The sequence below is a fragment of the Paenibacillus aceti genome, from assembly GCF_003614185.1.
In the GTDB taxonomy this organism is placed as follows: Bacteria; Bacillota; Bacilli; order Paenibacillales; family Paenibacillaceae; genus Fontibacillus; species Fontibacillus aceti.
The window spans coordinates 2,765,780-2,779,864 of record NZ_KZ987724.1; the positions used below are offsets into that span (position 1 = coordinate 2,765,780).

The 14,085-nt window shown below is 45.3% G+C and carries 13 protein-coding genes; all 13 read right to left on the minus strand.

The genetic code is table 11. The annotated features are described in order from the left end of the window. Positions 1-7: 7 nt before the first annotated feature. Positions 8-2,773 (minus strand): hypothetical protein, encoded by a 2,766-nt coding sequence (locus tag BFJ94_RS12375; protein WP_120462946.1) that lies wholly within the window; start codon positions 2,771-2,773, stop codon positions 8-10. Between the two features lie 8 nt (positions 2,774-2,781). After that, the gene (locus BFJ94_RS12380; RefSeq protein WP_120462947.1) at positions 2,782-3,690 is read right to left on the minus strand and encodes a copper amine oxidase N-terminal domain-containing protein; all 909 of its coding nucleotides are present in this window, start codon (positions 3,688-3,690) and stop codon (positions 2,782-2,784) included. 147 nt (positions 3,691-3,837) lie between these two features. Next, entirely contained in the window at positions 3,838-4,137 is a 300-nt protein-coding gene (locus BFJ94_RS12385) for a hypothetical protein (RefSeq protein WP_120462948.1), read from the minus strand. Positions 4,138-4,244: 107 nt separating this feature from the next. Further along, on the minus strand, positions 4,245-4,499 hold the full coding sequence (locus BFJ94_RS12390) for a WXG100 family type VII secretion target (protein WP_162944260.1): 255 nt from the start codon (positions 4,497-4,499) through the stop codon (positions 4,245-4,247). 45 nt (positions 4,500-4,544) lie between these two features. Beyond that, positions 4,545-8,432 carry a type VII secretion protein EssC gene (gene essC, locus BFJ94_RS12395; protein ID WP_120462950.1) on the minus strand — a complete coding sequence of 1,296 codons (3,888 nt, stop codon included), beginning with the start codon at positions 8,430-8,432 and terminating at the stop codon, positions 4,545-4,547. 2 nt (positions 8,433-8,434) lie between these two features. Then, entirely contained in the window at positions 8,435-9,259 is an 825-nt protein-coding gene (locus BFJ94_RS12400) for a DUF5050 domain-containing protein (RefSeq protein ID WP_120462951.1), read from the minus strand. A 15-nt stretch (positions 9,260-9,274) separates the two neighbouring features. Continuing rightward, entirely contained in the window at positions 9,275-9,505 is a 231-nt protein-coding gene (locus tag BFJ94_RS12405; protein ID WP_120462952.1) for an EsaB/YukD family protein, read from the minus strand. 18 nt (positions 9,506-9,523) lie between these two features. After that, positions 9,524-10,024, minus strand: coding sequence for a hypothetical protein (locus BFJ94_RS12410; protein ID WP_120462953.1), 501 nt, complete (start codon positions 10,022-10,024; stop codon positions 9,524-9,526). After that, positions 10,021-10,524 (minus strand): hypothetical protein, encoded by a 504-nt coding sequence (locus BFJ94_RS12415; RefSeq protein ID WP_120462954.1) that lies wholly within the window; start codon positions 10,522-10,524, stop codon positions 10,021-10,023. Before BFJ94_RS12415 ends, BFJ94_RS12410 begins: the two co-directional genes overlap by 4 nt. A 12-nt stretch (positions 10,525-10,536) precedes the next feature. Then, positions 10,537-10,743, minus strand: a complete 207-nt coding sequence (locus BFJ94_RS12420; protein ID WP_120462955.1) for a hypothetical protein — start codon at positions 10,741-10,743, stop codon at positions 10,537-10,539. A gap of 30 nt (positions 10,744-10,773) precedes the next feature. Next, the gene (locus BFJ94_RS12425; protein WP_120462956.1) at positions 10,774-11,655 is read right to left on the minus strand and encodes a hypothetical protein; all 882 of its coding nucleotides are present in this window, start codon (positions 11,653-11,655) and stop codon (positions 10,774-10,776) included. Then, on the minus strand, positions 11,652-12,635 hold the full coding sequence (locus tag BFJ94_RS12430; protein WP_120462957.1) for a 6TM ABC transporter family protein: 984 nt from the start codon (positions 12,633-12,635) through the stop codon (positions 11,652-11,654). The genes BFJ94_RS12425 and BFJ94_RS12430 overlap by 4 nt, the downstream gene beginning before the upstream one ends. After that, a complete protein-coding gene (locus tag BFJ94_RS12435; protein WP_120462958.1) occupies positions 12,613-14,082 on the minus strand; it encodes a TadA family conjugal transfer-associated ATPase in 1,470 nt (489 codons plus the stop codon). The genes BFJ94_RS12430 and BFJ94_RS12435 overlap by 23 nt, the downstream gene beginning before the upstream one ends. Positions 14,083-14,085: the final 3 nt, after the last annotated feature.

Below are 14,085 nucleotides of genomic sequence, written 5' to 3' on the forward strand. Positions count from 1 at the left end.
GTCGAGTCTAATTATTCAAATCGTCAAACATCGAACCCACCACTTTCACCTTGATCGATTCCATGTTTTCAATACCTTCTAACTTCTTCAGTTCCTTATACATAGGATCCATTTTCTCTAAATCTGTTTTATCAAACCATACTTTAATGTTGTAGTCACCGTTTGGCATATTAGCATGGGTGTATAATGATATGTTTGTAGGGTTCACTTGGATCGTTATTCTGGATGTTTCCGTAATTTTGTAAATAGGCTGCCCTTTTTCAACATATTCACGATACACATACTTCGAATGGCTGCCTTGCGTACGAGATTCGCTATAGCCTTCCATCATCATTTTCCAGAACTTATGGGAGTCGCCATCCCTTTGATCAGTTGACTCAATAGGTTCTACTGTTTGTTTGTATCTAGATTCTTCCCCTTTTACATTCTGGTCAATGACTTTAAGCAGTTCAGCCCCATTGACACTCTTATTATTCTTTAGCGATAACACACCACTCTTTCGGATAAAACCGCCGCCTTTAGGTATAAGCTCGTCATCACTAATATTCACAGGCTGTTTCTTGTCATTGATATACATCAGGTCAGATTCATAACGGAAAGAATTGATCAGTTCATTTACTAAATCCCGATGATCAGCTGTACCCTTCTTATCGGGTTTCTTATCTTTGAAGACTACCGTCTCTACTGTAAATGTATAGCTCCCAGCCGGGTTAAAATAGTAACCTGATTTTATGGGGTAATCATACTTCTGGAGATCCTTATCCGTGGCGAATACCGCTTTGTCATAGCTAGACTTGACGTTCTTCCTATCGCTAGCTGCTTTTCTTGCCGGACCGTACTCATCCCCCATCTTACTTGTTATGCTGTAATTAATCACAGCGCTTTCTTGCTGGGTGAAGTACCTTTTGTACTGACCTGGAACCTGCTTCCAAGGGTCTTTTTTCCCTGTCTCATTCTGATGATGCATCCAGCGGATGACATTAAAAGGATAGGGTTTATTCACCCAATACATCGTCTTCGATTTGGAGCTTTTTGTGTTATTATCGATTTGCTGTTTGAAATCTTGTTTAGGGAGATCCTTCTTTCCGTTGTACACATACATATTGTAGGCTTCGAACACGGAGTTGGAATCGAATTCAGCTGTGGCTGTTCCTGTTTCGGTTCTGGATTTAGTCGTGCAAACTTGCTCTTTGCCTACACCAGTACAGTCAGTCCAAGTTACTGTATACGAATAAGGCCTGCTTACCGACCCCGAATAAAATATTTCCCCGGTTCTCGTTAAGGGCACATCCGGGTTACTTAGATTCTTCCATTTCTTGTTGACCGGGTCATCTCCGAAATCTTCCCTTTTAATTGTATAGGTCACATAAGGATGAACGGTTACGACTTCGCTATTCACACTAACTTTGTTATTATGCTCTTTAAAATCCTTAAACAAATCCGTAGTTCTATTGGTAATAGTCAAGGTGCCTGTCGCGGGACCCGTCCATCTGACATCCGTCAAATCAGGTAAGCTTAAGGTCGCGGTATTACTCGGTAAATCAAATTTAACCTTTTTCGATAACATGTCGTACGGCAATGGTTTAGGGGTGACCAACTTGACGGCTTCTGGATCCGAATCGAGTACATTATTATAGAGCAATTTCTCTTCTGGATCTTTTCCATCCGCATTGATCTTGAACTTGATTCGAACATCACTTTCCGGCATCGTGAAGGAAATCGCTAATCGTCGTATATTCTTTTTCTCTATTTTTAGTGTCCCTGTCGCCGCAGTAATCGCGCCGCCAAACCGCAGATTATCCTTTTCCTGGGTTAAGGCTCTCCCCTGTTTCTTATTGATCACTTCCAGAGAATATTGAGGATTTACTTCCGATGGAAATGTAGAACGGACAACGATGGATACGGAAACTTCATCTCCAGCTACCGCTCCTGATGGAAGGTTCTCAAACTGTGCAGATATATCACTTCCCGGTGATCGTATGAAAGGCGCAATCGGAATATCCTTATAGGTATGTTTCATATACACTCTGCCAAACCCTTGAGACAAATACGTGGGGGGTTGAATTACATGGACACGGCTTATCCAACCACCTTCTGGGGCTCCATTCTCTGAATAAACCTTTTTATTCGCTAATGAACTGTTCTGGTTATTATACATGTATTCAGAGTAGGTCTTCCCTAAGTACTCATCATTAAGAGCTGTAAGGATTTGTTGTTCAAAATTACCGTCCTGGAGGTATTCCTTTAATTTATCCGTAATTTCTCCTTTGAAAGAATCAGGAAATAAATCGAAATTCCCCCTTTTTACTCTTCCTTCCTCCCAAGGTAACTTAACCATTGAAAAATTATGAAGCAATTGTCCACTCCAACCAGCATCCCAAGGAAACCCTCTAGTAGAGACATCGTCACCTTCCGAGTTATAACCAGAATATCTATACATTTCCTTCCCTTTATGAAATATTTTAGTACCATGGCTACTCCCATATACTATATCGAAACCTTTAAATTCTTGAGGTTTTTGAATTGCTTCATTGATTTGCTCCTGCACTAGAGCAGCATTAAATTTACCCTTTTCTGTTGAAGGGGGGAAGTAGTTATCTAAATCGTACAGTTCCTTCATATCTTGATTAGCTCTTTCTCGTACTTTCTCTGGTGTAAGTTCCTTGAAGTCTATTTTATTCGCTTCTTCATTACTTTCAGAATATGTTCTGATTTCAGGGATAACTGTACAAAATAAAATTACTGTTAGTAAAATTGTAACAGCACGTTTCATAGAATCTCCTACTTATACCATATTTCTATGTTAACATCTCGCCAGTATCTTGATTCCACCACTATCTTATAAGTATCATCTTTAAATGTTTTTTCTAGTAATATATCCTCTCGATTTTTCTTCTCCCTAACATATTTCATAACTTCATCTACCGTTTCTTCGTTTACCTGTTGAAGTAAGATTTCCTCAAGATCTTTAGCCTGTGCCTCAAGATCATCCCCTTCAATATTCCCGACAGTCATGTTTATACTTAAGATTGTTCTTGTATTTCCATACTCTGGTTTATAATGACTCACACCTGGCAACAATCCAGATTTATAAACACTATAATAACTAAAACCCTCCGTCGTTAATTTGTCAGTCTTCCCTTCAATAGATCTGGTTGCCTCCCATGCATCCCAATCAAAATTCTTCGATCCTGGCTTAGTCGGATCGTCCTCCACCTTCTCGCCAGAGGCCGTTGTTACTGTCCCCGTTGTGATGCTGACCATATAATTGCTAGAGTCCCACTTTACCTTGGCTCCCAAGCCTTCGCTGACAAAGCGCAGCGGAACGAAGGTTCTGTTCGCTTTTCTTATAGCGGCGGTATCCATGAGTTTCGTAGAATCGTTGATTTTATAGGCTTTATTGCCGATCGTCAGGATGAGCTTCGTCTCATCATGCTCAATCGTCACTTCCTTCGTTTTGTTCTTCCAGCCAACCTTGGCTCCCAGCGCTTCACTGACAAAGCGGACCGGGACCTGTACCCGATTTTGCTTATCCACATACGGCTGCGCATCCGGGAATATTATTCTTTCCCCATTCAGCTCCACCCGTAGCGACAGCTTGGCCTTTCCCGCAGCAGATGATAATCCCGGAGCCATCACAAAGATGAGGACCATGGACATCAATATCAGACTGATTTTCTTCAATTTCATGTTTTTCCCTCTCCTCAATAAATAATATATATTGTAAATTCACTATTTTGTCTAAATAGCGATACTCTGGTTTCGTCCCTATTGTTGCCCTAAAACATGTCAGACATGGAGGCAGTTTAAGCTGCCTCCATGTCTGAGCTTGCCCGATTACAGTCTAAGCTGATTTGCAAGATCTGCATCGCTTTGTTGCTTGATTTCGGCGATTTTGCCGATAAGCACCTTGTATTCTTCGATCCATTTGTTAAGACTTTGTGATACTTGAGTTTTCGTAGTTTGGAAATTAGCAATGAATGCTTCTTCAGAACCGCCGGACCACCAGGACTTTACGCCTTCTACCATCGTAGCCATCCGCTTGAGGTCTGCATCGATTTTTCCAATCTCTGATTGCAGTTTTGTTTTCAGAGCTTCCGCTTGCTGAAAATCAAATTTTTGTTGGTTCGCTGCCATTTTTTGTTTCACCTCCTTTCAATAGCTATCTGTACTTGATCTTAATACCGCACAGCATTCCTGTTCTGAGCTCCTGCCCTGGCAGCCGCTTCGGCAGCTCTTCTTCTCTAGTCATCAGCCCGCTGAACTTGGGTGCTCAATCTACCTAAACGAGAAGAAAGACTGGTCATCTTGCTGGTCAACGATTTAATTTCGGTATGCAATTCCCTATACCCAGCCCTAAAAGCCTTGCCTGCATCGCCCTGCCACCAGGAGCTCGAATCATTGACCTGCCAATAGCAACGTGAGCTTTCACTATTAATGTCACCTTTGATTTCTGTGACCCTGCTGGCCTTGCTTTTGATTTCTGATACAGTTGACATATCCATTTCTCCTCAGAAATTTAGGATCTCGGCAATGAAGTAATGTCAGTTCGCAGGCACCAAGGATGGCGCGGCACTATTAGCCAGAATAGTCGCACATCTCATCCCCGTAAATTTATTCTTGTTGATAAAATAGCCATCGAAACTCTCCATCTCTTTCTCAGATGCCCCATAAGGCAATCTTGCCGAGAAAAGTCCTTGTTCCTTAATGCTCCCTAGCAGAATTCCTGTCTGCTCTTCCTTGACTGCCTTGCCAAGGCTATCCCAGTTTCCGGAGAGATCGGAGATGGTATCCGCAGCGATCACGGCTACCTTCATTCCGCGCTCCTGCTTCACAATCCGTTCGAGCAGTTCCTTCAGCGTATAGTTATCCCCATCCGTGAATTCGCTCAGCTTGTCGAATACGAATACAATTTGCTTCCATGAGCTCAACAGTTGCTTAATATCTCCGCCTTCTCGCCGACACTCCGCCATCTGCCTGCGGCGTTCATCCAGCAGTTCCTTCATTTCTTCGATAAAGGCTTCCTCAGTCTCGGCCAAATCAGTGACATAAGGAAGATTCATCATCTCGAACAATCCCATACCACTGGAATCCAGGGCATACACCTCCACTTCATCCAACATACTGACCCATGAACGAAGCAAGGTACTCTTTCCAGACATCGCCTCCCCGGCCACCATGATGACGGGCGTAACATAGAGATCGACATAGACTGGCTGAAGGTCATTATTAGCCAAGCCGATCCCAAGCTTGCCGACCTCTCTATTGATCTGCTGTATATCGATACTAGACGGCATAATAGGGATAGGTTTGGCCCTTGTCGTCTCAAGATTGGCAAACCTATTCAGAAGCTGGTCGCAAGTTATTCCTTCATATTCCGGAAGTGAAGCCTGGAATTCCAACGGCGGCTTGCCCCGTACTAGCCCACGGCCAGGAACCTTCATAGGCTCAAGCCCTTCGGTCCGTCCAACCACTCCATCGTAATCCCCTTTATCCGTCATCTGGAAAGTCACTGCGAGCTTGAAGTTAACACTGAATTTATATCTTACAAATGCCGCGTTAGATGCTGTCGCCACCAGGTAAATACCGTATTTCGTCCCTTCCCGGGCCAAGAGCATCATATGGGCATCCAAATCCTCATAGGACTCCGATAGCGCAAAATAATTGTCAATCATCAGTACAATCGACGCCAGCTTCCTCCCACCATGCCGATAAGCGTTGAATCCACTGCTGCCACTCTGCTCGAATAGTACTTTCCTCTCTTCCATCTCTCTGAACAAGAACATGACGAACTGATCGATCTTGGTCTTCTCTTCGATGGTCATCACTCCGCCTACATGTGGAAGCTTCTCGAAAATTCGCAGCGAGTTACCCCCGAAATCCATGATGTAGATGTTCACGTCTTCAGTAGAGTAGTAATGCGCCATAGACATGCACAGTGTTTTTAGAAACTCTGTCTTCCCCGTACCAGAAGCACCGTATATAAATAAATTTCCTTCATTGGCAAAATCAATCTCCAGCACATCCTGGCTCTGACTTCTTGGATCATCCAGCCTGCCGACAGGCACTTTTAACAGGTTCTCCTGCTCAGTCCAATGTCCAATCTCCACCCCTGATCCCAAAACACCATCAAGGTATACTAATTCTGGAAGCGGAGGCAACCAAGGGCCCTTCAGCGCTTCAATATCGGACCGTTCAGCCGTTTTAACGATATGCTCAACCATAGCGCCAAGCTGTGAAGGCAACTCATGCTTGACAATTTTCTCCTCATAGCGAGGGTAGATCTGTTCCATCCTGCCATTCAAAGAAATTTCGTAGATTCTTTTAACCTTATTTTCACTTTTCTGCAGCTCACCTTCAGGGTCATAATCTGCTCCCGAATAAGTCGATTGGAATAGCTCGAATATTTCATCATTACCGACCTGGATGAACGCACGACCCGGCTCCTTAATCATCGCTGCGTCAGGACGCTTGATCACATCCTTACTGTCCCGCTCATCCTGTACCTTGAGACAGATCTTGAATTTGGAGTTACTCCAGATCTGGTCATCCACGACCCCGGCAGGCTTCTGCGTCGCCAATATCAGGTGAACTCCCAGGCTTCGACCTACACGGGCCGCACTGACCAATTCCTTCATGAAGTCGGGCTGATCCTGCTTCAACTCAGCGAACTCATCCGCGATCATAATCAAGTGAGGGATGGCCGGCATATGTCCGCCTTCATTACGGCTATAATAGAGCTTCTGATATTTATCGATATTATTCACACCGAATTCCGAGAACAGACGCTGCCGCCTCATCAGCTCACTCTTAATGGACAGAAGTGCGCGGGTAGTCTGATTGCCCCCCAAATTCGTAATCGTTCCTACAAGATGGGGCATCCCTTGGAATATATCTGCCATACCTCCACCCTTGTAATCGATGAGCACAAACACTACGTCATGCGGGTGATAGTTAATCGCTAACGAAATGATAATACTCTGGAGTAGCTCACTTTTCCCCGAACCGGTCGTTCCTGCGACAAGTCCGTGCGGACCATGCCCGGTCTCGTGCATATCCAGATGGAACAGGCTGCCCCCAGCTTTCGCACCGATCGGTACACTCATCCCTTGGAACGGCTTATTTATACTCCAGCGAGATCTAAGATCGACTTCCCCCGTTTTCTTCGCTTGCAGCATATCAAGCAGGGTTAGCGAAGTAGGTAAGGTGAAGCTGCCGCCGGAATTTTTGATGCGCAGTGGAGCCATTCTCCGTGCAGCCTCACTCAGCTGCTGCAAATTCACGCTGTCCGGATTAAATGTGGTCTTTTCTCCCGTTTCCCGGTCGGCCAGCTCTCCGGTTTTGCCCTGCACCAGAATAACCTGCTTGCAGTTCATCGGAAGATAGGCTTGATGCTTGGCCATATATATGGAGGAAATCCCAAGTGAAGCACACTTGTTATAAAGGAATTTATTAATCGGCTCCTCTTCTAACAAGGACGGTTCCTCAACAATAAAGACATAGTGGGGAAGTGGAATTCCACCAAGCTTCTTCATCTCCCGCTCTTTGAAGACGGTGTTCAATTCACCGAATACTGCATGAGCGATAGCCTTGCCGCATAGCAGAAAACGAATGCCATATCCTTCACTCCACAGATGAGGCAGATGCTTGAGCCAATCCCATTTCTCCAAGCCTTCTTCCGAGGCCAAGATAACAACCCGCACATCATCATAGCCATGATGAGTGATAAGCTGCAGCAGCATTTGAGTCACCATCTCAAAGGTCTTGTCTTCCTCACCGGCAATGCCGACGATTTCGGAAGCGATAAGATCTACAGAGACGGGAACGCCCTGCACACGGTCGAACTCAAGCGCCAGTCGCTGCGGCTCCATTAAGAGCGGATCGGTCTCCATAATGATGGCTTGCTTCGTATAATTAATCCGCAATGCAGCCGGAACACTCCCTACCCCGAGACGGAGCGATAGGAAATCCGGGGATGATGGCGTTCTCTCCCAGAGACGATTGTCCAGCTCCTGTATTCGCTGCAGACAGGCATTAGGATCGGGATTCATCTCATTCATCGCTTTGATCTGCTGCTCTCTGGCAAGCTGCAACTCACTGCGGCTATCGGCAATGAACTGCAAATACTTCTGCTCCCGTTCCTTCTTCTTCTTCTTGTACTTCTTGATCTGGGATGCGGCACTAGTCAAGGAGACGAGCAGGGTCATGATCGTCATTGAAATGGATAGCATCATGAACATCGAATTGGAGCGCATCGTCATCGCTAACAGCACCGAGATGACGAGCATCACCGCGGGTGGAGCCAGTATGGCGAACCATGATATTTCCGGTTTCTCATAGGCATTAGGCGGGTTAGGAATTTCAAGCTCGCCCCTCGGCATTTCCGGCAAAAACCGCGGCTGACGGCTAAATTCATATTTTTCGTTAATCATAATTACCTCTCAGAACCTTCGATTTTGAACGCTTGACCCCCGGATAACGACATTCTGTACCATTCTCTGCGGCTGCAGAAGTAGATCATGTCCTCCATAATATGGAGGTAATCCGCGCTTTCACCGCAAATCCGTATTTTATGCCCCGTCTCCGGGTCCATACGATAAATGGTCATCTCATTGCTGCGGTTGGCACAATACAAATAACGCCCGTCACTATTCAGACTATTAGGTACAATAGCTCCATCCTGCTCCGTAGTTCCTGTATGTAGATTCAAAAAGGTTAATAAGTAATGCTGCTTCTTATTAGCGTAGACTAGCTTATCGCCGATTCTAAGCATATGCACCGCCTGATCCTCTGCGACAAGCTCTCTGTCTCTGCCGATTAGACTACAACTTCGAATCCCTTGCTGAGTCGTATAATAAATGCGTTCCTGATCGATGAGAAAAGCTTCAACTCTATCATCCACAATCCTCGACTTATCTTTGCCACTCAAGGAACAGCGATAGATAGCGTGGTCAGTTTCATTGAGATAGTAAATCCAGTCTCCGTGAACTATGACCCCGTACGCTGGCTGATCGACGAGCACTTGTGAGACATAGGTTCCCAGATCGATACAGCATAATTGATTCCCGCGCGCTTGGTCGCTGTACACAATCCTGTTCTCCTCCGCTCGGTTCATGAACCAGAACACGCCATCTAGCAGCTTCTTCTCTCCAGCGGCTTCATAATGCAGCCATGTGCCAGAGTAATGCTTAATATCTGTCAGAAGCAGATTTCTGCCGGTTCGTAGAGCTAATCCACCGTTACTACTATTTCCCATCATTCAATTCGGCCCCTTCTATATGAGAGTAAGCAGCGCTCCATCGGCTACGCCCTCCTCTTCAAGTGTCCGGGTGTGCTCCAGAATCCGTCCCAAAGGCTCCGCCTGAATCCGATTCTCAGCTCTGATCGGCAGGCCCAACGCCTCAGACAGCATAGCCAGAAGCTCTTCCGGGGTCACGAATACCGGAATCTTCAACTCCTTCGTCATATGTGCCCCCGCCTGAAAAGTAACTATGATATAGTCCATGCCGTCACATCCTTATGCTTAGTTCTTTATGGAGAGGACGAGGGTGCGTTCCTCAACCAAGGTATTTTTTTTGTTGATTCCCATCTTCTCTACCAACTGCATCGCTTTAGTTTTAAACTTATATTCAGTCTCGGCTTTCATTTTTACCACTGTTACATATTGATCTGATATTCCGTCCCCTGGTTCCGCAAAGTCCAAGGTTACAATAATATCATTATATTTGTCATTCTGCGGTTTGAATCTGTATTCATTGACGCCATCTAGGCTCATCAAAGATAGATTCATTGATTTAAGAAATGCATCCGCAAAATATTCAGCAAACAGTTTTTCATTAACTACGGCATTTAAATCTCTCTGGAATTTATACTCCAAACTTCGGTCCTTGGCTGAACGAGCTGATGTAATAATCGCAGAGCTAAGAATTATTTTCTCACGTCCCAGATTAACTATTTCTATTAATGGCTGGACTATAACGGAACCTAAAATTAATATTAATAAACCAATAGCGACATTTCTCATGGCTGTCCATTCCAGTATTTTAAATACTCTTCATATTCCAGATCTTTATAGTGCTTGAGCCCCGTTGTTTTTAACGCAAAAGATACTGGTATTTCCCTTTCATACTTCTCCCCCCATAATTTAACACTTAGTGGATATACAGCACTTATCGTTACTATTACTGATTCTCCCCGCTGCCTATAAGGTTTATCTGCATCCGGCATACCCTCATAATCTGAAGCGTCGTCGTAACCTCTCGCGGAATGATGGTCTTCATGTTCAGCGAAGATCTCAATATCATTGGCTTTTTGAGAAAAAATAGGACGTTTCTCTAATCGGTCCTTGGTATCATCATAGTAGGTGTCTTTTAAGTAATTGTCACTTGCTACGTACTGAGTAACATTAAAAGTTTCAACCACTAAAGTCATGTACCAAGGAAAGAAAAAGACTAAGTTAGTAAATAGCATAATAACGATGACAGCAATAATTGAAATTAGTATTGATTTAGCAAAGGCTCGCATTTATGTTCTATCCTATTGTATGAGACCGTCGATATATCCCATAAGCGTATCGAATATTCTAGTTAACCAAGACCCCATCTGACCTTGCATAGCGCCAATAATAATACCTATGACGACAATCACCCCAACAGTAATCGCTATCTGTTTAATTCCAATATCCCCCTGTTCATCTCTCCAGAAAGAGGTTCTTTCGTTATTTCTTTGACTTTTTTGTCCCATAAATAAATACCTCCATTTATTAAATACATTTTATAGAAACATTTTGATAGAACTCATAACCGAAAAAGCAAAATAAACCACTATATACAACCCCAACACCCCGATCAGCACCAGCTGAATCCTTGAATTCGTCCGCTGTCGGCGCTCCAGATCCTCTTCCAGCGCGAGGATTCGGTAGCTATCGACCTCGTTCTTGAGGTAGACCATCTGCGAGATGTTGTCATAGCCCTTGAGCCGCGTCTCCATAAGGTCACAGAACTTGATAATATAATGAATCGGCACGCGCTTCTTCAACTGCTTGAGGGCATATTCCTCGCCATACTCGATGTTGTCAAGCATCACGCCAAGCTCTTCGGCCATATCCGTCTGGGCATTCGGCAGATAATCTCGGATGACATCCGCCAGATAAATGTTGATCGATTTCGAATACTGGTAGTAAATCATACTGTAGAAGGCCGGGAACTCAAAGGCGATATTCTTGTTCTTCTTCTCGATCTTCTTCTCGATCTCCGATACCGGGTACATCCAGCCCAGCACGATGAAGATCGCCGTTACATAGCCGAGCAGTTGATTCGCCGTCATCATCACCATCGTGGCAACTATTCCGCAGGCCATATAGAATAATTGCTCTAATCGCAGCTCCTCCGGCTTCATCGTTAGATCGAGCCGATCGATCATTTTCTGGAATCTTATTCGTTCCGCATTACTCAGCAGCTTGCTTACATATTTCTCTGCGAAGCCGCGTTTGAAGATCTTGAATTTCTGATTGAATTGCTCGCTCTTGCGCTCCTGCAGATACTTGCGGTTTCGCTTCTTCTGCCTGCGATTGACTGGCTTGAAATAAGGATAGATAAAGACCTTGATCAGATAAATCACACAGCCCAGAGCGATCAACTTCACCAACAGACTCATTTGCTATCACTTCCAGGTCCCAGATTCCCCTGCAGTGCCTGCGTACGAGCGAAGCTAAGACAGATAATGCTAATCATGGAGGTGTTGATGACTTTGCCGAAGGTGGTATAGAGCATGAACTCGCGAAAATCCTTGACCGACAGGGCATATAGGAAGAACAGGACGATGATTACGGTCTTCAGCAGGAAATCACGATTCATCTTGCGGAAGATCCGGTCCTTCCTGGCATTGATCTCCCGTAATACGGCATTCTCATCCACGATATCGAGGAAAATATCAGCCATCCCTTTGCGCTCATTGTATTCGAACACGATTGCCTTCTTGGTGAAATTATCGAATTTCGGACCAAGCTGACGGTTAAGCAGCGTGATTGCCTGCTTGAAGGAATAACCGTTATTCTCACAGTTATCGATGAATTGCTGGAAATACGGTCTGATGCCGGGCTTGATATATTCATCACTCTCCATCACCTTCTTAATCGCTACGAGCACTCCCTCTCTAGCGAGGGGGCAGATGATATCCTCAGCATCCATAATGCTCTCCAGCTTCTCGGCCTTGATCGCCTTGGACTGCATAACGAAGTAGGTCAAAAGTCCAATGAAGATAGCAACTGTTACGACCACCGACAGAGTCACGTTCTGCATGAAAATCACGATAACCAGCACAACAATCGCAAAGCAGATACACAGCAGGGACGTGAAGCTCTCTAGTGTCAGCGGCAGATTGAAGTCAATGATCAGTCCCTCCACAAGCCGATTGTACTTCGCATACACATTCTCCTTCTGCTTAACAATCCGTTCCTTCTTCATCCGCTCAACATAGCGTTTCGTATTGTATTTCCCTAAGTATTCTGCAAAAGTATCCAGCATGCCAAGGAAGAAGCGACCAGTCCCCTCGAAGAAACGAATCTCAAACATGGCATTCAGAATAATAAATGCTGCTATACCGAAGAAAAGACTAATGATTGAAGTTGTATCCATCGAACCCATACTCCTCTATCTCATCTTCCGCAGGTTCCGTCGTCAGAAACTCGAATCGGCTTCGCTTAATTCCCGCCTTGATCATCGTCTGCTGCACCTTCTCCGATAACATGCCCACCCGCTTATGCTTCCCGATGATCTTCAGCACCCGATGGGTATCCTCGTCTTCCACCACATCCTCAGAGATAAATTTATAAATCGGATTGATAATTGGCTCTAGTCCCTCGGAACCGATGATCTCGGAGACGGAAGTTACTTTACGTGTCCCATCGGCAAGCTTCTCCTGGAACACGACGAACTTGACTGCACTGCATATATTGCGAAGAGCCAGTTCTGCGGGTTCATTCGAAGCCATCAGATAGGCCGTCAGGAAGCGGAAAATCGCCTCCCGATCTCCTTCCGCATGCAAGGTTGTGAAGAAGAAGTGTCCTGTCTGGGCGGCGCGGAGTGCGGTCGCGAACTCGCCTGGAGTTCGCAGCTCCCCGGGACCAATCCAGTGCGGAGATTGCCGCATCGCGTTAATCAGCAAGTTCTCCATCGTAGCCGGGCTAGCATCATCATCATCCGGAACGGATTCATATTGCAGCACATCGTTGATAATCCTGCCATGCTCCTGATTCCCTTCCCTACGAAGCAAGCGCATTTCCGACGGATTCTCGATCGTGATGATCCGGGATAGCGGGTTAATCTCCTTGACCATCATTTCGTTGAGCGTTGTTTTGCCGCTGCCGGTCGGTCCTACTGTAATCCAGGACAGGTCAGCCTTGGGGAGCAGAGACAGCAGCTTGAACATGTTCACAGAGAATGATTCATTCTTGATCATCATTTCCGGCGTGATACTCTTCTTGCTGAACTTCCGGATGACAACCGCGGGCATATCGTAAGGGGATATATCCGCATGCGTCGCATTGACCCGGTACCCTTCAATCGTTCTCGCATTGACCATCGGAATCTTGGGTGTCAATCGCACCTTGGAGACGCCGAGCAGCTTGGAGATAATTCTCTCCAGATGCTCCCGATCCAGGAAGTGATGCTCCCATGGCAATGTCTTGCCCCCTGTCTCTACGAAGATCTGCTCGATTCCATTAATGCGGATCTCATCGATCGTCGGGTCCTCCATCGCCTTCGTAATCGGGCCATAGTGGGTGATCTCGTCAATCAGCGCTCTTTTTAAATCAACTAATTCGTAATAGCCTTCAACAACCGGTTTCTGTGAATCTACAAACTCGTTAATATACGCCTTGGTCATCTCCCGCTTCCGTCCAGGATCCTGTTCCCGTCTGAAAGCATGCGTCGCCACCTTGGTGATATATTTCTGACAATGCTCTAATGCCTCTTCAAATTGGATCGTCGTATATTTGTTCTTCAGGTCGTCCATGTCTTCTTTTTTGCTGACCTGATGACTAACCTTCTGCTGCATATCACTGATTTTGGCGCGAGTAAGCAATGT